The sequence below is a fragment of the Sphingomonas faeni genome (genome assembly GCF_040407495.1).
GTDB lineage: Bacteria > Pseudomonadota > Alphaproteobacteria > Sphingomonadales > Sphingomonadaceae > Sphingomonas > Sphingomonas faeni_D.
Genome location: NZ_JAPZPP010000008.1, coordinates 1 through 22217 on the forward strand (window position 1 = coordinate 1; position 22217 = coordinate 22217).

The window sequence follows — 22217 nt, forward strand, 5'->3', positions numbered from 1 at the left end:
TGCCGGGATACCAGCGTCATTCCGTCCACCTGTATCTCCGTTTGCACGTTCTCGCCCTTGGCGGGGCATGGGGCGGGGGATAAGCCGGGCAAATGTCACCCTGGTCTTCGCCACCCTCTTCGTCATGTTATCGGGCGTTCGGCCTCCGGTTGCAATCTGCGCTACCGCTTCCCGAACTTCATCCGGATGCTGTGTGCCCGGTCATGGATGAGGTCGTCGATGGGAGGGGCGTCGATCGGACCATCGATGTCGACGTCAGGCTGGCCCCAGCCCCACCCCCCGATGCCCCCGAACTCTTGCCCGCGGTCCGCGTCGACGCCGATCACTTCTGGATGGACGTTCCTCGCGTCGGTCGCTTCCTGGTCCGCAACGGGCGCGAGATGATCGTCGAGCCATGTCCAGGCGCACCGGACGGCGATGTACGCGCCTATCTGCTCGGATCGGCGATGGGCGCGCTTCTCCAGCAGCGCGGGCTGCTGCCGCTTCACGCGTCGGCGGTGGCGGTCGACGGACGTGCCGTCGCCTTCATCGCACCGGCAGGCAGCGGCAAGTCGACGATCGCGATGCATCTCCAGCATCGTGGCCACCGCGTGATCTGCGACGATATCTGCGCGATCGAGGTCGGCGACGGGTCGGCGCGATTATCGCCAGGCCTGCGCAACCTCAAGCTGTGGCGCGCGTCACTCGGCGCGATCGCGCGGACCCCCGACGGGCTGGAACCGGTCCTTGTGGACATGGACAAATACCGCGTTCCCATCGATGTGCCGGGTGAGGAGCGTGTCTTCGACCTCGCTGCGGTGGTGCTGCTCGGCTGGGGGGAGGAAACGGCGATCGCACCCTTGGCCGGTGCGGACGCGGTCGGCGCGCTGATTGCCAACACCTTCCGCGGTCAGCTGGTCGCGCCGATGGGACGCCAGACGGCGCATTGGCGGCAGTGTCTCGATCTGTTCGCCGCGGTGGGAGTCCACCGTCTCGTTCGTCCCCGCGCGCTCGATCGGCTGGCCGAGGCCTCGACTCTCGTGGAACGACTGTCGCTCGACATGTCGCGTTGAGCTCATGTCTAGTCGTCGACATGTAGGCGTGTCGACGACTGGACATAGGGTTTGCTCTTACCGTGTCACCGCACTCGACTGATGCGTCCGGCCGGAGATTGATCGAGGGCTCAAGGCGAGGCGGTCGCGCGTGACGCGGGGATCTTCGTACAGGTCGCGTAGCGCGCGCAGGCGGAACGCGTTCCACCAGCGTTGCCAGCGATGCTCGGCCGCGTCGTGGAGCATGTGGCAGCGCTGGCACAGGGCGGCGAGGTTGGCCGGCATGTTGTGCCCCGGATCGTGATCGAGATGCGCGCAGGCGAGCACGACATAGGTAGTGTGGACGCCGGCCAGCTCGAAGCGATCGCGGACTGCGATCCTCCGGCCTTGCGCGGAACGCCAGCATCCCGTTTCGGCGTCCCACCAGCGCCCGTCGCCGAGATGCGCGACGAAGCGGCGATGCGGTCTCGCACATTGTTCGCAGCGTGCGCCCGCGCGACCGAACCGGATCGTGTCCGACAGCTGCGGCCAGTCGATCGGATAAAGCCAGCGGTTTTCGGGGCGGATCGGCATCGTGATTCTATGAGTCAGCGCCGATTCGAAGGAAAGCGAAATCTTTCGCATTTCGTTGCCGTCCTGTTCCGGACGTGTTCGAGACGCGGATCGACGGCCGCTGAAGCACTGCTACGCGTCGACATTCCGATGTGTCGACATGTAGAATCGTCGGGATGTCGGATCGTCGGTGCGTCGGATCGTCTGCGTGTCACGGCCGCTCCTTCTCGAACAAAGGCGACGGAACACCTGTCGGATGGGCGTAACGCGCCCTATCGCTCCACGATATCCTGTCGAAGCCCCGACACACCGACATGTCGACATCCAGACGTGTTAGTGACGCGTATCAGACACGGCAGGCAGCACCGCACCCTTAGTCGATTTGCGTGATGTCGCGGATGAATTTCTACTCGAAAGCACGAACTGGACGGCAGTAGTGCCCTCCCCGCCCCGTATGACAGGAGATGGGATGCCAAAAGTTCGTGCTTTCGAGTAGGAATGAGCAATGACCCGATCGCCCACCGTAAAGCGCACCAAGGATGGCAAGACGACGCCGTCCCGGATTCCCCAAGGCGAGCTCTTCCTGCTCGACAGCCCGCTCTATGGCGAGATCCGTGGCGAGCGCTCGCTGATGGCCTTCCCGTTCTTCGCGCTGAGCAAGAATGCCTGGATGAAGCCGCTCAGCTACCAGACCGATACCGTCACGATCGAGGTCCGCCCGAGTGCCAGCGGCGTCGCGACGATCTACGACAAGGAGATCGTGCTCTACATCGCCAGCCTCATGGCCGCCAAGCTCGAGGCGGGCGAGGACGTCGCGCAGGATTTCGTGTTCACCGCGCACGATCTGTTCAGCGTGACCGGCAGCAACCACAGCGCGCGCTCCTATGGTCGGCTGTCCGAGGCGCTGGAGCGGCTCCAGGGCACGCAGATCAAGACCAATATCGAGGCGGGTGGCGAAGGCGAGGAAGGGTTCTTCTCGTGGTTGTCCGAGGCAAAGCTGCATTACAACAAGACGCGGGCCGGCGAACGGCGGTTGAAGGCGGTAAAAGTACGGCTCTGCGACTGGCTGTTCCGGGCAATCCTGCTCGATCGGCATGTTCTCGACTATGCCGCGGCGTATTTTCAACTCGGACCGATCGAGCGCAGGATTTACGAAGTCGCACGCTCGACCGGCGATGGTGACGGGTTCGAGATCGACCTGGCGACCTTCCGCCTGCAGATCGGCTACCAGAATCCGCTCGCCAATTTCCGCGCCGCACTGCGGCAGATCGCGGGCGCTGACACGATCCCGGACTATCGGCTAGAGCTGATCGAGACCGTCAACGACCCCGACGCGATCGTCGATACCGCCAAGCGCGGTCGCAAGAGCAACCCGGTCAAGGTCGTCATTACCCGACGCCCTCCCCTGCTCGCCGAGTCTGCTCCGGTGATCGGTCCGCCGACCGATTCGGGGCGCGATGCAGGCCGGGAATCGATGCGCGACTCGATTTCCGACTCGCGTCGCGAATCGGCATCGCCCGATTCGCAGGCATCGTGAATTGATACTCGAAAGCACGAAGTTGCATCGGAATTGATATCCGAAAGCACGAACTTGTGCAGTAATTTATACTCGAAAGCACGAACGCACCAATGAATTGATACTCGAAAGCACGAACTTTCGCCGTCGGAATGTAAAGTATTTCGTAATTGATACTCGAAAGCACGAACCGTAGGTGCTTTCGCTCTCCAGGATTTGCTGCAAAAATCAGGAAATGTCGGCGCTGATGCTGGCACGACCGAAGATGGAGCGGCTGTGACCCCATAAAGGAAAGCCCGGCACGAGGCCGGGCATCCCAAGCTTTGATGGAGCGACGTCGCCAAACGTCGATCCGAGGTCACTTTCAGACCTCCTTCATATAGCCGGACACGAACTTCGGTTCAAGGATGCGCGTTTCGCGCCACGCCCCTTTTTGCCTTGGTCCCAGCCCCGACAAGGGGATGGAAGATGACGGTTTTTACCCTGGGCCAGGCGACCGCGAGGGCGCTTGGCAAGGCGGGCGGGAGCCTGCGCGCGCACTGCACGGCGCCTGATGCCACCGGACGCACGCGCACGCCGCATCGCACGGGCGCGCCGGTGCTGCGCGACAGCATCGAGGCGGGAACGTTCGAAAAGCTGTTCTTCGCGGTACCCGCCAAGGGCGAGACCGACAATTTGCTGCGGATCGCCCGGCGGACGCTCGATGCGGGCCGCCAGTTGCGCCGCGAAGCGCGTGCCGGCGACCGCGTCCTGACCGCGGCCGAGCGCCGGATCGTTACGCTGACTGCAGCCGCCGTACGCGTTTATGAGGAGATCCTCACGCTGGCGCGTCTCAACCGCGGGCGCGTCTTTCCAAGTTACGATCATCTGTCCGATGCGACGAGCCTTGGCCGGGCGACGATCGCCCGTGCCCTTCACATCCTCGAGGATATCGGATTCCTCGTCCGTCAGCGCCGCTTCAAGCGGATCGACGCGGACGGACCGGGACCGCGCTACCGACAGACGTCCAATGCGTACCGCCCGACCCTTCCGCAGCGGGTGCTCGGCTTCATGCCACGCTGGATGCGGCCGGCGCCCCTGCCCGACGATGCGGTGCAGCACGAGAGCGAACGCGCCAGCGAGGTCGCGGCGATGGTCGCAGGCCTGTCATGCCGGGATATGGCAGCAGCGACGGTCGGCGGGCAATTGGGCAAGATGCTCGCCAAGCTTGGCGCGAGCATCGATCTACGTGAGCGCGAGTCTCATTTCCATCTGCAACCGCTCCTAAGTTAATATAATTGTTATCAGTCGAACCGACCTAGCCGGTCGGTGAATCAGTCTGGCGACACCGGAACAAGACCAAACACCATGAGAAACGCTCTCGCAAAAGGATAAACCTGGAATGCCGGCTACGCCGTCATATGCTCCCTAGCTGGAGCAAGAGGTTGGTGGTGCGTGCCAATCCAGCTGGTCTGCGTGCCGGGGCCGATGTCGATAGGGCAGGGGCAAAGACAGAAGCGTCAAGCGTACGCGGTGCCAAATCGCTTGCCAGCCCTGTTGCTTTGTCGCCATGTAGACATGTAGGGTGTCTGACATGACGACAATCGCAATCATCAGCCAGAAGGGCGGGGCGGGCAAGACAACGCTGGCGCTTCATCTCGCCGCAGCCGCGCACGATGCCGGGCGGGTCGCGCTCGTCATCGACACCGATCCCCAGGCGACCGCTAGCCAATGGGCGGCGTGGCGCGAGGAGGCTCCGCCCGAAGTGATCGATAGTCCGCCGCCCCGACTTGCTGCGAAGGTTGCGCAGGCGAGGGAACAGGGCGCCGAGTTTATCGTCATCGATACGCCGCCGCATGCCGACAGCGCTGCACGCGCTGCGGTCGAGATCGCCGATCTGGTGCTGATCCCGTGTCGACCCAGCGCGTTCGATCTTTCGGCGATCCAGACGACCGCAAAACTGGTGCAGTTGCTCCGTAAGCCGGCCTTCGTCGTCTTCACCGCGGGTTCGCCCAACGCACCGCGGGTCTATCAGGAGGCGGGAGAACTGGTCGAAAGCTTCGGGACGCCCGCCTGTCCGGTCCAGATCCCCGATCGCGCCGCCTTCCGCCACGCCAGCGCCGAAGGCCGCACGGTCATGGAGTTCGAGCCGACCGGCAAGGCTGCCGATGATGTTCGACAGATCTACGAGTGGACATGTAGACAGGTCGGCATGTCGACCAAACCTGTCAAACCGGCGCGAAAAGGAAAAGTCGCAGTATGAGCCGCAAGCCCTCGTTCGCCAATCTGCGCGATCGCACGCCCCCCGCACCGGCCGCGTCTGCCGGCATCGCGCAGACGACCAATTCGAGCCATGCGCCGGCGGGGCAGGGTCAGAACGGCCAGACCCTGGGAGGGCAGGGGGCTACCACCGGGCCCGCCAGCCGCCAGGGCCGCAAGCAGATTGCCGGCTTCTTCTCGCCCGAAATGTCGTTTGCGATGCACACGCTCGCACGCCGTCAGGGTCGCAGCCTTCAGGCGCTGATGGCCGAAGCGTTCAACGATGTCCTCCGCAAGCACGGTGAAAGCCCGATCGGCGACTGACCTGCGTATGATACGTTCAAGTAGCTGGCCGGTTCTTGCGGGTTGCTGCCGTTGGACGGTCAGTGAATCTCGCGCGTCCCGAGCATTCCAGTATCTCGCCTTGACCATGATGAATGAGTAGCATATTTTTCAAGTACCAAGATGCCCTGAACGGCTAAATTGGCGATCCTAATGAAAATTTAAAATTGCAGTAGTGTTATTGATCTGATTCTGGCGGACGAGTTAAGGCATGCTGCTGATGGGCGAGCGAACCTGGCGCAAGAGGTGCTGTTCTACGGCTTCAGTCTGGAGCAAAATGTTCCCATGAATGATATGCTGCACTCGGTTGGCTGGTTCGTGGCCTGTCGCGTATCAGCGAGCATTTTAGCCGTTCTACAGCGAGATGGGGCGAATATCGATCAATCCTGAGTTGATAATCCACATGCTCACCCACGGCTACGCTGGTGCCGTTTTGATCGTCGCTCCCCTTCGGGACCTACCGGTTGCTTGATGATCTTGGACCACTAACCTCCGCTTCTGCAATCTGCCTGATCCCGAAGGAAGGTTGTGCTGTCATAGCAGGAGATACGGTTTGTCATGGTTCCGGTTGGTCGTGAAATCTCTCGTGGTAATTTACATCGCTGGCGTAGCCTACGGGCAGATCAACAAGAACGACAATGCGCTTCCGAAGGTTGCCCCCCAAGAATGAACGAGCAGGCACTGGCAGCCTGGCAAAGATTGGGTTCAGGTGTCGCTCTGGCCAGCGACCACGCCTCTTCCGAAGCCCGAATCCGGCGATAGGTCCGAGGCGGCCGGTAACGGGACGGGACTCGTGTGTAAGCGCAAATGGCATTGGGCGCCAAGGCGGCCTAACGCCGCTGGGCTTAGCGATGGAGAAGTCAGTCGCTCGCGCGGCGTGCCTCAATCTGCTCGAACGCACTCTGAATCAAAGCGGCTCGGCTGTTTTCGGGTTGAGCACGTGTGCAATAGTGATCTTCCGCCGCCTGTTTCGCAGCAGCTTTTTCAGTATCGGGCGCACGCTCGACAGCTTGGCGTAAACGGCCCATCTCGTTCGCCCAACGCTGATTATGGAGATAGTCGAGGTTCGCATCGATGCTTTCGATGACAAGCTCCATTTCCGTTTTATGGGTTGCCGGGCCTCGATCCGGGCACGCGTCGGCCAAGCCGCTAGCGGCAATGAAGCGGCGAACGTGGGACGCACGGCCATCGCGATCGAGCCACCTTGCACGTGATCCAGCATCGACGGCGCCGACGATATCGTCCCGCCAGGTGTCGCCCACCATCAGCAGCTCGTTAGGCTCACAGCCTAGCTTGGCAGTCAGGCCGGCGTAGAACGCCCGCTCAGGCTTGATCGCGCCTGCATCGAAGGAGAGGTGCCAAACGTCGATCAAATCGCCCAGGAGGGCCTTTAGTGGGGCCGCGTAGGGCATTGCGAGGTTGGAGGCGAGGGCGACTTTCATGCCCTGATCGCGAACCCGGTGCAGCGTATCGAGCGTATCAAGGTAGAGCGTGATCGTCGCCAATTCCTCATCCAGTGCCGCCAGCTCGATGTCCGGACGAGGCAGCCCTAGGGCTGCTGCATAGTCGGCAAGCCCGATCGGCTGGGCCATCGGCGAGGGGATCATCTTCGCCCGGTCGCGCGCCTGCCGGATCAACCGCTCGAACGGATGCCGCTTGCGGCCGATATGGACCAGGGTGCCGAACGCATCAAACGCAATGGCGCGCGTAACGGGTTGGCCAACGCCGTGACGAAACGCGGCGTAACGGCGATCCACAACAGTAAGTAGACGGGTGTACAGTTCATCGCTGACGGCGCCTGCGTGAACCATCGCATCGGCGATCACCGCTGCTATGGGATCGGTCGGCGTGCGAAAAGCCATGACCGCCTCGTTTCCGCGAGGACGGCCGGCGAGATCGATCAGGACGGCATCATAAGCCGCTTTTTCGGCCGGGTTGCGGAAGCTTGGACGGGCATCGCTCATTGCAGGATCGTCCTGTCTTAGGGACCGGTGGTGGGTCGTTGAAAGTTCGTCCGGACAAACTTTGTATCTATAAAATCTTTACGTGGTTCTGATGGCAGGATAGGCCACCGGCCGGTTTTGTATTACAATTCCGGTTTTGTCTGCCATAAATAATGAATGACCCGTTTCACAGTCCGCCTCGACGACATGACCGCTGCTTATTTCGACGCCTTTGCCGAACAGTTCGGGGGGCGGTCGCAAGCGATGCGGGCGTTGATTGAGCAGGCACTTACGGCCTCACGCGCCACGCAAAGCTCGTTGCCCGAGGGGGGCGGGAAGCAGCGGCTTGAGGTACGGCTTACCCAGGACGATATGGCGTTGCTGGAAGAGGCTGCCAAAGCACGTCATTGCAAGCCAACCTGGTGGGCGTCTCAGCTAATCCACGCTCAACTTCGGGGAGAGCCCATCGCATCCCCACTAGATTTTGCAGCCATTTTTGAATAGCCATTTCCAGAGCCTGTCAAAGGGCCACCATCCCAATCTCAGGTAGATCTGGAAGCGGCGGGACAGATGCGCCTGCTGGACTGATTGGCGAACCGAACAAGCGGTGGATCACGGGCCACGCAATGCCCTGAGCGTTGTTTGTGCAACGCTTTTTGCCTTTGCGGTCGTGATGGCAGGATAGCCTTAGCGGCGCTTATGTATTACATTTTTTCCGGTTTTGTCAGCCAGTGCGGATCGCCTGCATGCAAATGTGATTCGGGGAAGCAGCGATTTGCGCAGTGCAAAGTCGTGTAGGCTAGCCGTTTCGGGCAGCTCGGGGGCGTAAGGGTGCTTCGGGCGGTTCGAGAGCGTCGCTACCTTCCAGCAGATCAACCACACGGAGGTTCAAGGGTGTTGCCACGTCCTGCATCGTCAGCAAGGTTGGGTTGCGGCGCCCACGTTCAATATCGCTGAGGTAGGTCCGATCCATGCCGGCACGGAAGGCAAGTTCCTCCTGCGTCATGCCGGCAGCCAGGCGGTGACGACGAACATTCAGGCCAACTAGCGCACATAGCTCCATGCGCCAGTAGGCAGACGATTGTCGACTATATCTCTATAGGATATAGTCGACATATGACCGAAAACATCGTGCCTGCCCTGGCAGCACAGCTCGATCGCGAAGCGCTGATGACGCGTTCCAAGGCACTTCATGCGCTAGGCGGGCAACACTTTCGGGGCGTGGCGCCATTCCTGTCGTCTGCGCGCGCGCAGGGTCATGCCAAGCGGTTGTCCCGTCTGCGTTCCGAGGCATGGACTGAAGACAATACTCAGGCGGTGTTTGTGATCGAGCTGGCAGCGTGGACAGCCGATGAGGGGCGTAGCACAGCGTTGCAGCGCTACGCCCGCCAGCGATCGGCGCCGATGACCTCTGATGAAACAGCCGTGCTTGCCGGTATGCAGATGAGCGTCATATCATTCTGGACAGTGCAGGAGGCGCACCCCGTCGCTGGGTGGATTATCCGGGATTTGTTGAACGAGGGGACGGCTTGGGTCGTCGATGAAACCCTTGAGAGTTATATCACTCATGGCGCACGGCCCCACTTCCTTGCTCGCCTGTTTCGGGCCAAGCGGGAGGATTTCTGGTTGACCTGCGGCACCATAATCACGCTGCCAGGGGCAGTGGAATCTGTCGTGTCAGAACGAGAGGAAGATGTTTTCAGGTCTGGCTCCGAACAGCATGCCGCTCGCAGTCGGCATAGCGATTATGTCTCTAATCTCTATGCCCAGATCCCGAGGATCGGCGCGACTTGAACGCGTCAGGCCGCTTCCGATACTTGAATATGGACGACCAGACCGGAAGCGGTGTCAAGGTTCACTAGCGCATTCAGCAAAGAATTTTCCATCTCGCCCTGCAACAGGTCGTTGAGGCGAGGGCGGGTAATCCCGAGCCGGTTAACCGCCATATCGGCGTATCAACGCTCGCCGCAGCATCCGGTCCTCCAGCGAATAGTAGAGCGCGATCCGATCGCCGGCTGCCACGGTCGATGCCGCAAACGCAATGTCGGTCGCTTCGCGGTTCGACGCCGGTGGTGGCACCAGCAGCGGTTCGAGTCCGCGTCCCGTCACACGCGCGAAATCGGGACTGAAGCTGATCCAGCCGATCCGCCAGCGCGCATCGTGCGTCGCACCGTTGTAGAACATCATCGGATCCTGCCCCGCCGCCTGCCAGATCGGCCCGGTCGACAGATGCCAATTGTCCCAGCTGTCCGCGCGGATCCCGAACGGATCAGGCAGCACGGTCCACGGACCCTTCGCCGTCGGCCCGCCTGCCATGCCGATCCGCGACGCGCCGTTCGCGGCATATTCGTAGAATAGTCGCCAATCCCCGGCTGCGGTCTGCGCGAGCGTCGCTTCCTTGATATTGCCTTCGCCGGGCGGTGCCTTCAGCACCAGGTCCTCCTTCACCAGCGCGGTCAGGTCGGGCCCCGCCGCCAGGATCATGCACCCCTGCGCTCGCGCCGCATCGACGCCGGTATAATAAACGAGATACTCATGACCGGTCACGAGTACGGTCGGATCCTCGCACCCGCCGGTGTCTTCGGCACCCGGGCCAGGCATGATCGCGAGGCCCGGATCCATCGTGAAGGTCAGCCCATCGCGGCTCTCCCCGCGCGCGATGATCCCGGTCGGATCGCGGGGCCCGAGCGGATGCGGCACGCCGCGCACCATGATCCGGTACAGGTCGCCTTCCCGCCACACGAACGGACTCATCAGGTCCATGCCGTCGACGACCGATGCAGCGGAGATCATGACGGTGTCGAGCTGCTCGACTGCGTACGTGATCGTCATGCACCCTGCGCCACGGTGAGCGACAGCGCGCCGTCGATCGTGACGGTGGTGCCCGTGATATAGTCCGCTGCCGGCGACAGCAGGAACACGACGAGTGCCGCCACCTCGTCGGGTCGGCCGGCACGCTTCCACGGGATCGCCGCTTCCTTCGCCGCCAGCTCGTCGGGATGGTCGAGCGCGGACTGGTTCATCGGCGTCAGGATCATTCCCGGCGCGACGCCGTTCACCGCAATACCCTTGGGCGCCAGCTCCAGCGCCAATGTCGCGGTCAGCTGCGACAGGCCACCCTTGGCAGAATCATAATCGACCCCGCCCGGGCGCGGGGCGCGTTCGTGGATCGACGAGATGTTGACGATCCGGCCCTTGGCATTCTTGGCTTCGAGCGCGCGGACCAGCCGTCGGCAGGTCAGGAAAGGGCCATAGAGATCGGACCGGATGACCCGGTCGAACTGCGCAAGCTCCATGTCGACGAGCATCACTCCGCTCATGTTCAATCCGGCGGAATTGACCAGCAGGCTGACGGTGCCGAATGCCTTTTCGGCCTCCGCGAACAAGCGTTCGACCGCGGCTTCGTCACCGACATCGGCCTGCACGGAAATCGCACGATCGTTGCCACCGATCGCGGCACAGACTGACTGTGCCGCTGCGGCATCCTTGAAATAGGTAATCACGACGCGGGCACCGGCATTGCCCAACGCTGTCGCGCAGGCGGCGCCAATCCCGGATTCACCGCCGGTGACGATAACGATCTGATTGTCGAACAGGGTCATCACCGCTGAACCTGCGGCATGACATCCCAGTTGCATGAATTCGCCGCCATAAAGGGTAGCCGCCATCCGCGTCGTAAATACGCGCGTTTCCACGACTTCGCTTCAGACCCCGTGAATGGACGTCGGGCTTTGGGGACGGTTAATTCAGGCGTCGGTGGTCGCAAAAGGGTGATAGTGGAATGGAGAGTAGGTACTGCGGCGTCTTTCCCCAGGAAGATGAGAACGATAGCGTTTACTGCAACACGGCACACTGCGTAGCGCCGCTGTCAGTTTCCCGGTCATAGGCGTTTTGCGTGGCCCGCGAGGCAGCTTCATCGGCATCGTACGCGGCTTTGTAATGGCTGCAATTCGTTCCGACGATCGCCACGCCAAAATCATGGATATGCTGGTAGCTCAGCCGGATATGTCCCGCTTCGTGCTCCTTCAGGCCAGCGATGAACGGTCCCCATTTCGCCCGAATACGCTGAGGAACAGAGCTTTCAGCCACCAATCGCGGCAAAACGACGATCGCGCCAAGTTGCGAATCCAGCTTTACGACCTTGCAGACTCCCTTGGTCGTCATCTGGAGAGGTCGATAGCGCGAGGTGTAGCGGGTTTGACCCAGCGCCCAGCTCCCGTCCGGCCGATGCGGACTATTCGATTGGATAGAAGCATTGATCGACTGCTCGTCAGTTCCGGAGACGTCGTAATACTCCACAACAACGTTTTGCAGGCCCTGCAAGGGATCCGCCCGGGATGCTATGGAAAATGTCTGGGCGCCGCCCGAGGCTGGTAGAGTTCCTACGACGGCTGCAAGGCAGAGCGATATGCCTTGGCGAACTGTCGGTCTCGGTCGAGCGTGAATCTGAAGCAGCATGGCGCTTCATTGCCCGATGCCTGAGCTTCTGCAAATGGCTGCGGCCGGTGACCGGCGATGAACCGAGCGCATGGTGCGCGCCACATACGCCGGGAAAATCCGGCGGACTGGAGCACCGTGCTGCAAGGACCGATCGTCGCTTCTCCCCGCAACGGCCTTATTGATGCGCGCGGAAGGTCACGCCGATCGTGCGCGGATCGCTGGGTGTCGCGAGGATCAGGCCCGAATTGCCGGCCTGGATCGTGACGTTCTGGATATAGTCGCGATCGAACAGGTTGCGGGCGAAGACGGCAAGCTCCCAGCCCTTTTCGCTGCGATAGCCGACGCTGCCGTTGACGACGCTGTAGCTGCCGATCGTCGTGAAGCGCGAACCGGTCGGATCGCCGAACTGCTTGCTGCGATAATTCGCATCGGCGTGCGCGAACAGGCTGCCCTTCAATGCCTCGACGGGACGGAGATAGTCGCCGCCGACGGTATAGGACCATTTCGGCAAACCGGGCAGGCCCGTGCCGCTCAGGTTGCAGGACGCCGCTGTATTGCCGATCAGCTCTATCGGGCAGGGGCCCGCAGGGTAGCTGTCATACTGGCCATCCGCATATGCAGCGGACGCCCGAAGCGACAGGTCGCGGGTGATCGCTGCAACGGCGTCTGCCTCCACGCCCTTGACGGTGACACGCGGAATGTTGGCGAGATAGGTACGTAGCGCGGCTGCGGCGCGGGTGTCGCTGACGTTGGTCTGGAAGTCGGTGACACGGGTGTAGAAGCCATCGATGTTGACGATGAGCCGGTTGTCGAACAGGCGCGTCTTCACCCCAATTTCATAGGCGGTGTTCTTTTCCGGCCGCACGACGGCGGTGCCGATTGCCGGCAGGTTCTGATCGTTCAGCGGCAAGCCCGACATGTTGATGCCGCCCGACTTCTCGCCGCGCGCGTAGCTGACATAGCCGAGCACGGTGTCGGTCGCCTGCCAGGCGATGTTGGCGCGCCCGGTCAGCGCACCATCGTTGACCTTCGCGGCATAGGTCTGGCCGCGCAGGATCCCGAGCCGGGCGTTGATCAGCGCGGCGTTGGTGGTGGCAGGCCCGCCGAACACGAACGTGTCGTAGCTGCCGGTCTTGTGCTCATAGGTGTAGCGCAGGCCCCCGGTCAGCGTGATCCGGTCGACCGGCCGCCAGTTGACCTCGCCGAACGCGGCGTAGCTGTTCGACTGGAAATCGGTGCGGCCATCGGTGCCGTAGCCGTCGAGCAGATTGGCAGCGACAGGGGTCGCGTTCGCGCCTGTCGTCGTGCCGATCAGATAGCGCGCGGCTGCCGGGCCGTAGATCGAGATCGGCCGTCCCTCCACGCGCTGGCGGAAGAAATACAGCCCGCCGACGTAGCTGAGCGCATGGTTGCCGTTCGAGGCGAGGCGAAGCTCCTGGCTATACTGATCCTGGCGCGACGGGATGTGCTGTTCGATCTGGATCGGAATGCCGGTATAGTCGCGGTCGTTGGCGGCATCCCAGTTCCAGAAGCGCCAGGCACTGACCGACGTCAGCGTGGCACCGCCGAGATTCCAGTCGGCGATCGCCGCGACGCCGCCCTCGTTGGTATCGACGCCGAGCTGTGCGTCGATATCGGTTACGCGGTCATAGGGGTTGGTGCTGGGCGGCGTGTAGTTGAACTGCGTGGCAAGGCCGGTCGGTCCGGCAAACTGCCGCGTGGCGGTGCGCGCCACGTCGCGGGTCGCGACACGGTAATAGACCTGCGTGCAGCAGTTGCTCTGGAAGTTGGTGAAGTCGGCGCTGAGCTTGATCTGGAACATCTCGGACGGCTTGAACAGCAATTGCCCGCGGACTGCCTGGTTGCCGATCTGGTTCTGGTCCCGGCCGGTGCGGATATTGTCGATTACGCCGTCGCGGCGTGTCGACACGCCCGATACGCGGAACGCCAGCGTATCACTGATCGGCCCCGACGCGGCCGCCCTGACCTGGACGAAGTTGAAGCTGCCGACCGAAATCTCCTCGCTCGCTTCGGGCGTGAAGGTGGGTGCGCGCGTGGTGATGTTGATCGCGCCGGCGGTGCTGTTCTTGCCGAACAACGTGCCCTGCGGACCGCGCAGCACTTCGACCTGGCCGATGTCGCTGAAGTCGAATGCGGCTGTCGCAGGGCGGGCATGATAGACCTGGTCGACGTAGAAGCCGGCGCCCGGCTCGAGCCCGTCATTGGCCTGGCTGACGGCGACGACGCTGCTGCCCAGGCCCCGGATCGTGAAGGCGGTATTGCGGGGGTTGGCCGAGCTGTAGTTGAGCGTCGGTACGAGCTGTGACAGTTGCTGCGTGTTGACCGTGTAGGAGCGGTCGAGCAGCGCGCCGCCCACCACCGAGAGCGACCCGGGGATACGTTGTGCGTCCTCGGCGCGACGGCGCGCCGTGACGGTGATCTCGGGGAGTCCGGCCCTGTCGTTATTGGCCCTGTCTTCGTTGGCACCGGTCGCCGTCGCGGTCGACTCGTCGTCCCGTGGCACCGACCGGTCCTGTGCGAGAATGGGAGTAGCAAGCGCGATGATGCTGACGGCGCAGAGCAGGTAACGCATCGAAAATTTCCCCTGTCGACCAACACGCTGCTAGTGCAGGGTAACTAGGTCTATATCCAGCCATATACAGACCTGAATCGATTGGAAAAGACCTTGCCGGCATCCTCTTGATTTCCTTGCTCGTCCTTGCTCCGAGCCTTCAGGCGATGCCCTCGATGGGCCATGCCGAGGTCGCATGCCCCGCGACGTCGGTTCCGCTACCGAGCGGGCTCGAAGGGTGGGCTCGCAAGCAGCCGGTTCGTGCTGGCGACACGGCTAGGACGGCCACCACTCTACCGCTGGGGTCGGGCGTCACGGCGACGCTGCTGCCGACACCGCAGATCACCTATTCCGTCCGCGCGAAGAAGCCCGTCGGGCCGGCGAGCAGCGGCGGGATGTTTGCCTTCGCCGTACCCGCCAGGGGGCGCTACCGCGTTGTGCTGGGCTCTGCGGCGTGGATCGACGTTCTGCGCGACCCGACGCTCGGGACATCGGGCGTGGCGCCGCCCATTCCGTCGGTCGCGCATGCGCATGGGCCCGATTGCACAGGCCTGCGCAAGATGGTTGATTTCGATCTGATGCCAGGCCGCCATCTGCTGCAAGTGGTCGGCAACAGCACTGCGGTGCTGCCCATGATGGTGGTATGGATGCCGTGAGCCGTCGGTATTGCCGAACCGCTAGCAAAGCCTGATCGGCGAGGACGACACGAAGGAAAGCGAAGGCGCGATGCGTCACCCTTCCGGTTTGATGGCGTCTATCAACCAGTCGAAATCCGGTCCCGCGGCCGCAGCGACCATGCGCGCTTCGATTGCCCGGTAGCTGGCGAGCATCTTCTCGCCGAACGGGGTCAACTGAGCGCCGCCCGTTGTGCCACCGCCGACACGGGTTTCGACCACGGGCTCGATCCATGCCTGGTTGAGGCTGTCGACGAGCAGCCAGATGCGCCGGTAGCTCATCTTGAGATCCCGCCCCGCAGCGGAGATGGAGCCGGTGCGCTCGATCGCGTCGAGGACAAGCGCCTTGCCCGGCCCGATCGCGGGTTCCACGCCGCGCAGGAGCTGGACGTTGACCTTCAGGGGACCATCAATCGCCACCTGTGCGCTCCCGGTCGAGGGCGTGACCCGCAGCTATTGGATGTGGCCGGTGTCGGGTTGCGCCGTGCAGGGCCGCACCGACGCATCCCGACCCGCGCATCACTTTCCGATCAGGACGTCGCTCGCCTTGACGAGTATTGTCACCTGATCGCCTTCGCCGAGCGCCAAGTCGGCGATCGCCTCTTCGGTAATGTTGGCGGTGATGATGATACCGTTGCCGATATCCACCTTGACCGAGCCGTTCACCGCGCCGGGATGAATGCTGCTGACACGACCGGAGATCTGATTGCGCGCGCTGATTTTCATGCGGTCGCCTTACAGAATGCCAGGATTGGAAGAAAGCATGATTGCTCCGTGTATGGGATCAAAGCCGACCGGCTGTACCAACGACCAAGGCGCAGTCGACGATCGTGGCAGGGCCCGCCCGCCCGCCGCAACGCTGGCCGCATCGAGACTAACGGTCGTTGCATATCCGTGGCATAGGCGGACGCTGGCGGGCAAGCCACTCAATGGTCCACCGGAACAGACTAGATGAATATTCAGAGCAATCGTCGCTACGACAGCGTCACCAACCCGACAGAATCCTTGATCCTCCCAGACTCGCTGATCTCGGTCAAAAACATGGAGACGCGACGGATACGCTGCTACGCGGCGCTGGCAGGGGCCGACGTGATGGCGATCGGCTTGGGGTTCCTGTTCGCCAACCTGATTTATCTCGGCACATGGTCGACGCTCCACGGCACGACGATGTTGAGCGTGCTGTTGCCGATCTACCTCTGGGTCGCGGCGATCAACGGATCCTACAACGGGGCAGTCCTGCGCGATCCGCGGGTCGGCGCGTTCACCGCGATCCGCGCGATCGCCTTCGCCGCCGCGGCGATGCTGATCATCGCCTATTCCTTCAAGGTCGGCGCGGCGTTCTCCCGCCTGGTCTTCTGGACGGGCACGTTGAGCGCGGCCGGGCTGATCATCGGCGAACGGCTGATCTTGGGTAGGACCATGCTGCGCCGTCTGGGGGGGACGCCGTTCAGCACCGTGGTGGTGCTCGACGGCATCGCCTGGACTGCGCCGTCGCATGGCATGATCCTCGATGCCGGACAGATCGGGTTCGATCCCACGACCGAGGATCCGCTCGAATATCACCGCCTCGCCAAGCTCGTTGCGCATGCCGACCGCGTGGTGATCGCCTGCCGCGACGACCGCGTGGTCGCCTGGGCGCATGTGCTGAAAAGCATGGCCGTCGACGGGGAAATTCTCACCCCCGAGGTCGATCGCATCGGTATGATCGGCGTCAGCCATTACCATAACCACCGGACACTGGTGGTGTCGGCAGGGCCGCTGCATCTGCGCGACCGCATCATGAAGCGGCTTTTCGACATCGTCGTCTCGATGCTGGCGTTGGTGCTGCTGTCGCCGTTGCTGGTAGGCATCGCGATCGCCATCCGTCTCGAATCCCCCGGTGCCGTGTTGTTCCGTCAGCAGCGGATCGGCCGCGACAACACGCTGTTCATGATGCTCAAGTTCCGCAGCATGTTCGACGACCAGTGCGATGCGACCGCCAGCGTGCTGACCACCCGCAGCGACAGTCGCGTGACCCGGATCGGCCAGTTCATCCGGCGCAACAGCATCGACGAACTGCCGCAGCTCATCAACGTGCTGCGTGGCGACATGAGTATGGTCGGGCCGCGGCCGCATGCGTTGTCGGCGCGCGCGGCCGAGCAGCTCTATTGGGAGATCGACGCGCGCTATCGGCATCGCCATGCGGTCAAGCCGGGCGTGACCGGCCTTGCGCAGATCCGCGGTTTTCGCGGCGCGACGGTTCTGACCGCAGACCTGACCAACAGGCTGTCGTCCGATCTGGAGTATCTGCGCGACTGGTCGATGGGTAAGGATATGTGGATTTTGTTCAGGACCATCTTCGTCATCAGGCACGACAATGCCTTCTGATCCGGCCTTTCCCGTGTCCGAAACCGGAACCCGGCCCGGAACCCAGCAGTGGACGATCGATCCGGCGCGCGTGTCGGTGGTCATCCCGACGCTCAACGCGGGCGCCTATCTGTCGGCGCTGTTACCGGCGCTGGCAGGGCAGGGGCTCGCGCCTGCACAGTTCCTGATCGTCGATTCCGAGTCCGACGATGACAGTTGCGCGGCGTTCCGCGCTTTCGGGGCGACGGTCGTCGGGATCGAGCGTCGCACGTTCAACCATGGCGGAACCCGGCAGCGCGCGGTCGAGATGCGGCCCGAGGCCGATATCGTCGTCATGCTGACGCAGGATGCCATCCCGCAGGCTCCCGATACGATCGCCCGACTGGTCGATGCGTTTGCCGATCCGCAGGTCGGGATGGCGTATGGTCGGCAGCTGCCGCGCACCGTCGCGCGCGGTATCGAGCGGCATGCCCGACTGACCAACTATCCCCCGGCCTCGGAGACGCGGTCGCTCGAGGATCGCGCGCGAAGCGGCGTGAAGACGGTATTCTGTTCGGATTCCTTCGCCGCCTATCGCACCCCCGCGCTGGCGGCGGTCGGTGGGTTCCCTGAGGATGCGTTCTTCGCGGAGGACCAGCTGGTCGCCGGACAGATGCTGATCGAGGGCTGGCGGATCGCCTATCGCGGCGATGCAGAGGTGATCCACAGCCACGGCTATACGATCGCCGAGGAATTCCGCCGGTATTTCGATGTTGGCGTGTTTCACGGTCGCAATCGCTGGCTGCTCGACACCTTCGGCACGGCCGAAGGGGAGGGGCTTCGCTTCATCCGCTCGGAACTGACCTATCTGGCGCGGCACGACCCGCTGCAGCTGCCCTCGGCGGTCACGCGGACCTTCGCCAAATATGCCGGCTACAAGATGGGCAGTCGCGAGGCCAAATTGTCGAACCGCTGGAAGCAGCGCCTGTCGATGCAGCCCTTCTACTGGCGACAGCGCGATCGTGCGGAGCGACAGGCCTGAGAGGCTCCACGTCGTCAGGGCTGCGGTCTTTTGCCCCGACGAGGGCCGATGATCGAACGCAGCCGGGCTAGTCGATACCGTCGAATTCTACCTGAAAAGGCGTACATCTATACCATATATTCCGTTGTTTCTCGGCGATAGGGGAGATTTCGGTGCAATTTTGGATGCATCGATTTCAAGGACGTCTGGCCCAAACCCATGGCAGAAAACGAACGCGACTATTATTTTGCCAGGGCGGCCGAGGAGCGGTCGATCGCGGAAATGACCAGCGACGGCTGTGCAAAAGCCGTGCATCTCGAACTGGCCCGCCGGTATGCCGATCTGGCAAACGGCAAGGTTTAGACGTCGCTAGCTTTGATAGACCCTGGCCAGCATAGCTCTCCAGGCGATCGTCGAAGGCTCATCGCCGATCGTCATGCGCGGTAGTCAACAGCCCCGGTCACTTCGATCGCAGCAGGCGCAGGATCACCGGGCGTTCGAGTGCAGCCATCGTGACGAACCCGGTGTCGTCGGGATGGGCCGGATCCGCCAGCGGAATCCCGCCCTTGTCCTGCGCGCGCGCATAATCGATCACGACGATCCCGGCAGCCGCGATCTCGCCGGATTTGATCATCGTGTTGAACGCGAGACGTTCACGTTCCTTGTCAGCCGGGAAATGGCGCGCGAGGATCGTCCCGACCGCGACCTTCCAGCCGCTGGCCTTCAGTCCCGTCGCATAGCTCCGCAGCGTTGCGTACAGCGCCGGCGCCTTTGCGTCCTGTTCGAGGTCGTTCGAGCCAGCCAGGATGATCGCCACGTTACGGACGCCCGGCCGCTTGATCGCGCCGATATCGTTGATCCCGACGATCGACCCCAGCGTTATGCCGTTGATCCCCTTGTTCACGACATCGACCTTGGTCCCGAAGCGCTGCTCGAAAAGCGCAGGTCGGGATTTGGTGGTGGGGTCCGACGACCCCTGCCCGAAAGTGATACTGTCGCCTACGAACACCACTTGGTCGCGCGCCGATTTGATGTATGGCGATAGCGCTGATGCGGATCCGGTCGCAACGGCGAGGCCAAGGCCGGTGGCAAGCCAAGCGGCCTTCGCGATGGCAGATCCCCGACCTAGCCTGTGGTAAACACGGGATATTATGTCGATCGCCTCCGTTACCTCCATTCCGATTTTTGCATACCGGGAGGGCTCACACCCTTCCGTAATTCGGGTCCGCTAGCAGTGCAAGACAAGCGTACATTCCTGCGTATCCAGATATTGCGGTTCATCGCTGCTGCCGTCGTCGTCGCCTATCACGCGCAGATCACGACGATATCCTATTTCGGGGGAGACGACCCCTATCCGGTACTTGAACTAGGCGTTTACGGGGTCGACCTGTTCTTCGTGATCTCGGGCTTCATCATTGTCTTCATCGGCTCGAGCCGGGAGACGACGGCGCCGCTGTTCGTGAAGCGTCGGATTGAGCGGATCGTGCCGATGTACTGGATCATGACGATCGCGACGTTCGCGCTGACGCATATCCCCGGGCTGGCGCGAAATGAGGTGTCGGGCCCGGGGCATCTTCTCCAGTCGCTGCTGTTCATGTCCTGGGTCAATGGCCCCGAGACCTATCCGGTGTTGAACGTCGGCTGGACGCTCGAATATGAGATGCTGTTCTACGCCGTTGTCGCAGTGGCGATGGCCTTGACCAAGCGGCCCTGGGCAACCGCCGCGTTCGTCATGCTAGCACTGGTCCTGTCGGGACGGGGAACGTCCTTCTTTCTGCAGAATCCGATCATGATCGAGTTCGTGTTCGGGATGACGATCGGCACGTTCCTCTACGATCGCCGGCTGTTCCCGTGGATGCTGCTCGGCAGCCTGTTTGTCCTGGCGACGCTGCCGATAAGCGGTGCGGCGTGGCGGGTATGGGCCTTTGGGGTCCCGTCGGCCGCGCTGGTCTCGCTCGCGCTCTACGCCGATTTCCGCAAACCCTATGCGGGTACGCTACTGCCCGAGCTCGGCAATGCGTCCTATTCGATCTATCTGGTCCACGTGATCGCGATATCGTTCGTCTGCAAGATCACGTCGGTGGCGATGCCCAAGCTGCCGACCGCGATCGGCGTACCGCTGATATCGGTGTTTGCGATCGCCGCGGGGTATCTCACCTATCGGCTGATCGAGCAGAACCTGCTTCGTGTCTTCGGCCGCAAGCGCAGCAAGGCCGCGCTAGCGGTCAATCCTCCGGTCCACGCCGAATAGCGGCTGTCCTGCCCGGCAGGACAGCCTTCCGGCGATCGTCGGGCCGGAGGGCTAGCGAACGCGGATGTCGCCGATCGTGACCGATTGCGCATCGAGCCGGTCGCGCGTCATCAATGCCAACTGTTGCGCGCCGCAGCCGTCGCTGGGCACGTCGAACGTCACGTTGGACAATTCGTCGCTCGCTCCGCGTGCGAGGCGGCGCGGCAGGACCTGCTTCGAGGGCAGGCAGGTGATCGTCCACCCGGCAGCCGCGGCGCTGGGCGATCCGTCGATCCGTGCGGTCAGGGTATGTTCGCCGGCCGGCAGGATCACCACCTGTGATGCGAGCGGCGTGCCGCCCGCGACGTCGGTGGGGATGGTCAGCGACGATCCGCCTGGAGCGTCGGCGAAGGTCATCGCAAGATCGGGGTTGAAGACCCATTCGAACCGGCTGGTGGGCGCGTCGTTGGGCCGCACCGCCGCGCGTGCGAAATTGCCGTCATAGGGCGACGTCGACAATCGGCTCGCGGGGATATTGAAAGCGGTCGCCCAGACCTGGCGCGCTCGCTGGAACTGGCCGAGATCGATCAGGCGTTCGGCATAGCTCAACCATTCGATCGGTCCGATCATCTGGCCGCGGGCCTTCATGTCGCGAAACAGCGCTTCCATGCCTGCGGTCGAGGTTGCCGGCAGGTTCTGGCGGATATCGGCGAAGAACGCACCGCGCCACATCGGCTGGTCGCCAAGGCTGTCGGCAAGCGCACCGCGCAGGTGAGGCTCGGTGACCGCAGCCCGGAACAGCGGCTGGGTCAGTTCGCCCGATCGGTTGCGGCGCGCCAGCGCATCGGCGCGCTGGATCACGGTGACATAGTCGTCGCGCATGACGGCGTCGCGCAGCACCCACAATTGCGTCGGCGTATCGCGCCACCCGAGTGCGGCTGCCTGCCGCATGATCGCGGCGCCGCGGTCACGCTGCCCGAGCGCCTCGGTCGCAAGCCCGAGCACGCGCATCGCCCGGTCGTTGGTCGGGTCGACCAGCACGATCGACCGGGCGAGCGCCGCTGCAGGCGCGCGTTGCCCGGCTGCCAGCAGGCTCTGCGCCATGATCGCCCCGGCCTGCGGATGCGCGGCTGATCCCGTCGCCGCCAGAAGGTGCGGATCCGAAGACCGGGCCGCGAGCGCGGCGACCCCGGCCGCGCTGATCTGCCAGCACAGGCCGGTCCCCAGCAGTACGGCGACAAGCGTACGCGCTATGCGGCCCGTTTTGCCAACCGTCTTAGTGGCGGGCCGATCGGGCGTCTGGGGGATGGTCTTACCGGTATCCGGCATGCAT

General features: G+C 62.9%; 24 protein-coding genes. 12 read left to right on the plus strand and 12 right to left on the minus strand.

Features of this window, described 5'->3' with window-relative positions:
- The first annotated feature begins 203 nt into the window (after positions 1-203).
- Positions 204-1052 carry a hypothetical protein gene (locus O6W96_RS18820; RefSeq protein WP_353470950.1) on the plus strand — a complete coding sequence of 283 codons (849 nt, stop codon included), beginning with the start codon at positions 204-206 and terminating at the stop codon, positions 1050-1052.
- A gap of 57 nt (positions 1053-1109) precedes the next feature.
- Here the strand turns inward: O6W96_RS18820 and O6W96_RS18825 are convergent, their stop codons facing one another.
- Complete coding sequence (locus O6W96_RS18825) at positions 1110-1604, minus strand: hypothetical protein (protein ID WP_353470951.1); 495 nt, start codon at positions 1602-1604, stop codon at positions 1110-1112.
- 484 nt (positions 1605-2088) lie between these two features.
- Between O6W96_RS18825 and O6W96_RS18830 the strand changes: the two genes are divergently transcribed.
- The 4 genes from O6W96_RS18830 to O6W96_RS18845 all read left to right on the plus strand — a co-directional run bounded on the left by O6W96_RS18830 (position 2089) and on the right by O6W96_RS18845 (position 5661).
- Positions 2089-3120 carry a replication initiator protein A gene (locus O6W96_RS18830; RefSeq protein WP_353470952.1) on the plus strand — a complete coding sequence of 344 codons (1032 nt, stop codon included), beginning with the start codon at positions 2089-2091 and terminating at the stop codon, positions 3118-3120.
- 447 nt (positions 3121-3567) lie between these two features.
- Positions 3568-4371, plus strand: coding sequence for a helix-turn-helix domain-containing protein (locus tag O6W96_RS18835; RefSeq protein WP_353470953.1), 804 nt, complete (start codon positions 3568-3570; stop codon positions 4369-4371).
- Positions 4372-4672: 301 nt separating this feature from the next.
- Entirely contained in the window at positions 4673-5341 is a 669-nt protein-coding gene (gene parA / locus O6W96_RS18840) for a ParA family partition ATPase (RefSeq protein ID WP_353470954.1), read from the plus strand.
- Positions 5338-5661 carry a ribbon-helix-helix domain-containing protein gene (locus O6W96_RS18845; RefSeq protein WP_353470955.1) on the plus strand — a complete coding sequence of 108 codons (324 nt, stop codon included), beginning with the start codon at positions 5338-5340 and terminating at the stop codon, positions 5659-5661. The genes parA and O6W96_RS18845 overlap by 4 nt, the downstream gene beginning before the upstream one ends.
- 878 nt (positions 5662-6539) lie before the next feature.
- On the opposite strand, the gene O6W96_RS18850 is transcribed toward O6W96_RS18845, so the two are convergent.
- Positions 6540-7643, minus strand: a complete 1104-nt coding sequence (locus O6W96_RS18850; protein WP_353470956.1) for an HAD family hydrolase — start codon at positions 7641-7643, stop codon at positions 6540-6542.
- A 156-nt stretch (positions 7644-7799) separates the two neighbouring features.
- On the opposite strand from O6W96_RS18850, the gene O6W96_RS18855 reads away from it, so the two are divergent.
- Positions 7800-8126, plus strand: a complete 327-nt coding sequence (locus O6W96_RS18855; RefSeq protein ID WP_353470957.1) for a hypothetical protein — start codon at positions 7800-7802, stop codon at positions 8124-8126.
- Between the two features lie 295 nt (positions 8127-8421).
- On the opposite strand, the gene O6W96_RS18860 is transcribed toward O6W96_RS18855, so the two are convergent.
- A complete protein-coding gene (locus tag O6W96_RS18860; RefSeq protein WP_353470958.1) occupies positions 8422-8685 on the minus strand; it encodes a helix-turn-helix domain-containing protein in 264 nt (87 codons plus the stop codon).
- A 53-nt stretch (positions 8686-8738) separates the two neighbouring features.
- Here O6W96_RS18860 and O6W96_RS18865 point away from each other — a divergent pair, with 53 nt between their 5' ends.
- The gene (locus O6W96_RS18865; protein ID WP_353470959.1) at positions 8739-9416 is read left to right on the plus strand and encodes a hypothetical protein; all 678 of its coding nucleotides are present in this window, start codon (positions 8739-8741) and stop codon (positions 9414-9416) included.
- A 5-nt stretch (positions 9417-9421) separates the two neighbouring features.
- Here O6W96_RS18865 and O6W96_RS18870 read toward each other — a convergent pair whose 3' ends face one another.
- The 5 genes from O6W96_RS18870 to O6W96_RS18890 all read right to left on the minus strand — a co-directional run bounded on the left by O6W96_RS18870 (position 9422) and on the right by O6W96_RS18890 (position 14655).
- A complete protein-coding gene (locus O6W96_RS18870; RefSeq protein ID WP_353470960.1) occupies positions 9422-9568 on the minus strand; it encodes an XRE family transcriptional regulator in 147 nt (48 codons plus the stop codon).
- Positions 9558-10454, minus strand: coding sequence for a glycosidase (locus O6W96_RS18875; RefSeq protein ID WP_353470961.1), 897 nt, complete (start codon positions 10452-10454; stop codon positions 9558-9560). The genes O6W96_RS18870 and O6W96_RS18875 overlap by 11 nt, the downstream gene beginning before the upstream one ends.
- Positions 10451-11224, minus strand: coding sequence for an SDR family NAD(P)-dependent oxidoreductase (locus tag O6W96_RS18880; RefSeq protein WP_353470962.1), 774 nt, complete (start codon positions 11222-11224; stop codon positions 10451-10453). Before O6W96_RS18880 ends, O6W96_RS18875 begins: the two co-directional genes overlap by 4 nt.
- A gap of 232 nt (positions 11225-11456) precedes the next feature.
- Positions 11457-11945: a DUF922 domain-containing protein gene (locus O6W96_RS18885; protein WP_353470963.1), complete on the minus strand. Its 489-nt coding sequence runs from the start codon at positions 11943-11945 to the stop codon at positions 11457-11459.
- A gap of 292 nt (positions 11946-12237) precedes the next feature.
- Entirely contained in the window at positions 12238-14655 is a 2418-nt protein-coding gene (locus O6W96_RS18890; protein WP_353470964.1) for a TonB-dependent receptor, read from the minus strand.
- Positions 14656-14801: 146 nt separating this feature from the next.
- Between O6W96_RS18890 and O6W96_RS18895 the strand changes: the two genes are divergently transcribed.
- The gene (locus tag O6W96_RS18895; RefSeq protein WP_353470965.1) at positions 14802-15290 is read left to right on the plus strand and encodes a homogentisate 1,2-dioxygenase; all 489 of its coding nucleotides are present in this window, start codon (positions 14802-14804) and stop codon (positions 15288-15290) included.
- 75 nt (positions 15291-15365) lie between these two features.
- On the opposite strand, the gene O6W96_RS18900 is transcribed toward O6W96_RS18895, so the two are convergent.
- Positions 15366-15728 (minus strand): winged helix-turn-helix domain-containing protein, encoded by a 363-nt coding sequence (locus tag O6W96_RS18900; RefSeq protein ID WP_353470966.1) that lies wholly within the window; start codon positions 15726-15728, stop codon positions 15366-15368.
- A 99-nt stretch (positions 15729-15827) separates the two neighbouring features.
- On the minus strand, positions 15828-16034 hold the full coding sequence (locus tag O6W96_RS18905; RefSeq protein WP_353470967.1) for a TOBE domain-containing protein: 207 nt from the start codon (positions 16032-16034) through the stop codon (positions 15828-15830).
- Between the two features lie 225 nt (positions 16035-16259).
- On the opposite strand from O6W96_RS18905, the gene O6W96_RS18910 reads away from it, so the two are divergent.
- The 3 genes from O6W96_RS18910 to O6W96_RS18920 all read left to right on the plus strand — a co-directional run bounded on the left by O6W96_RS18910 (position 16260) and on the right by O6W96_RS18920 (position 19017).
- Positions 16260-17675: a sugar transferase gene (locus O6W96_RS18910; RefSeq protein ID WP_353470968.1), complete on the plus strand. Its 1416-nt coding sequence runs from the start codon at positions 16260-16262 to the stop codon at positions 17673-17675.
- A gap of 13 nt (positions 17676-17688) precedes the next feature.
- Positions 17689-18675 (plus strand): glycosyltransferase family 2 protein, encoded by a 987-nt coding sequence (locus O6W96_RS18915; protein WP_353470969.1) that lies wholly within the window; start codon positions 17689-17691, stop codon positions 18673-18675.
- 198 nt (positions 18676-18873) lie between these two features.
- Positions 18874-19017 carry a hypothetical protein gene (locus O6W96_RS18920; RefSeq protein WP_353470970.1) on the plus strand — a complete coding sequence of 48 codons (144 nt, stop codon included), beginning with the start codon at positions 18874-18876 and terminating at the stop codon, positions 19015-19017.
- A 97-nt stretch (positions 19018-19114) separates the two neighbouring features.
- Here O6W96_RS18920 and O6W96_RS18925 read toward each other — a convergent pair whose 3' ends face one another.
- The gene (locus O6W96_RS18925) at positions 19115-19831 is read right to left on the minus strand and encodes an SGNH/GDSL hydrolase family protein (RefSeq protein WP_353470971.1); all 717 of its coding nucleotides are present in this window, start codon (positions 19829-19831) and stop codon (positions 19115-19117) included.
- 57 nt (positions 19832-19888) lie between these two features.
- On the opposite strand from O6W96_RS18925, the gene O6W96_RS18930 reads away from it, so the two are divergent.
- Complete coding sequence (locus tag O6W96_RS18930; protein WP_353470972.1) at positions 19889-20905, plus strand: acyltransferase family protein; 1017 nt, start codon at positions 19889-19891, stop codon at positions 20903-20905.
- Between the two features lie 51 nt (positions 20906-20956).
- Here O6W96_RS18930 and O6W96_RS18935 read toward each other — a convergent pair whose 3' ends face one another.
- Positions 20957-22213 carry a hypothetical protein gene (locus tag O6W96_RS18935; RefSeq protein WP_353470973.1) on the minus strand — a complete coding sequence of 419 codons (1257 nt, stop codon included), beginning with the start codon at positions 22211-22213 and terminating at the stop codon, positions 20957-20959.
- Positions 22214-22217 lie beyond the last annotated feature (4 nt).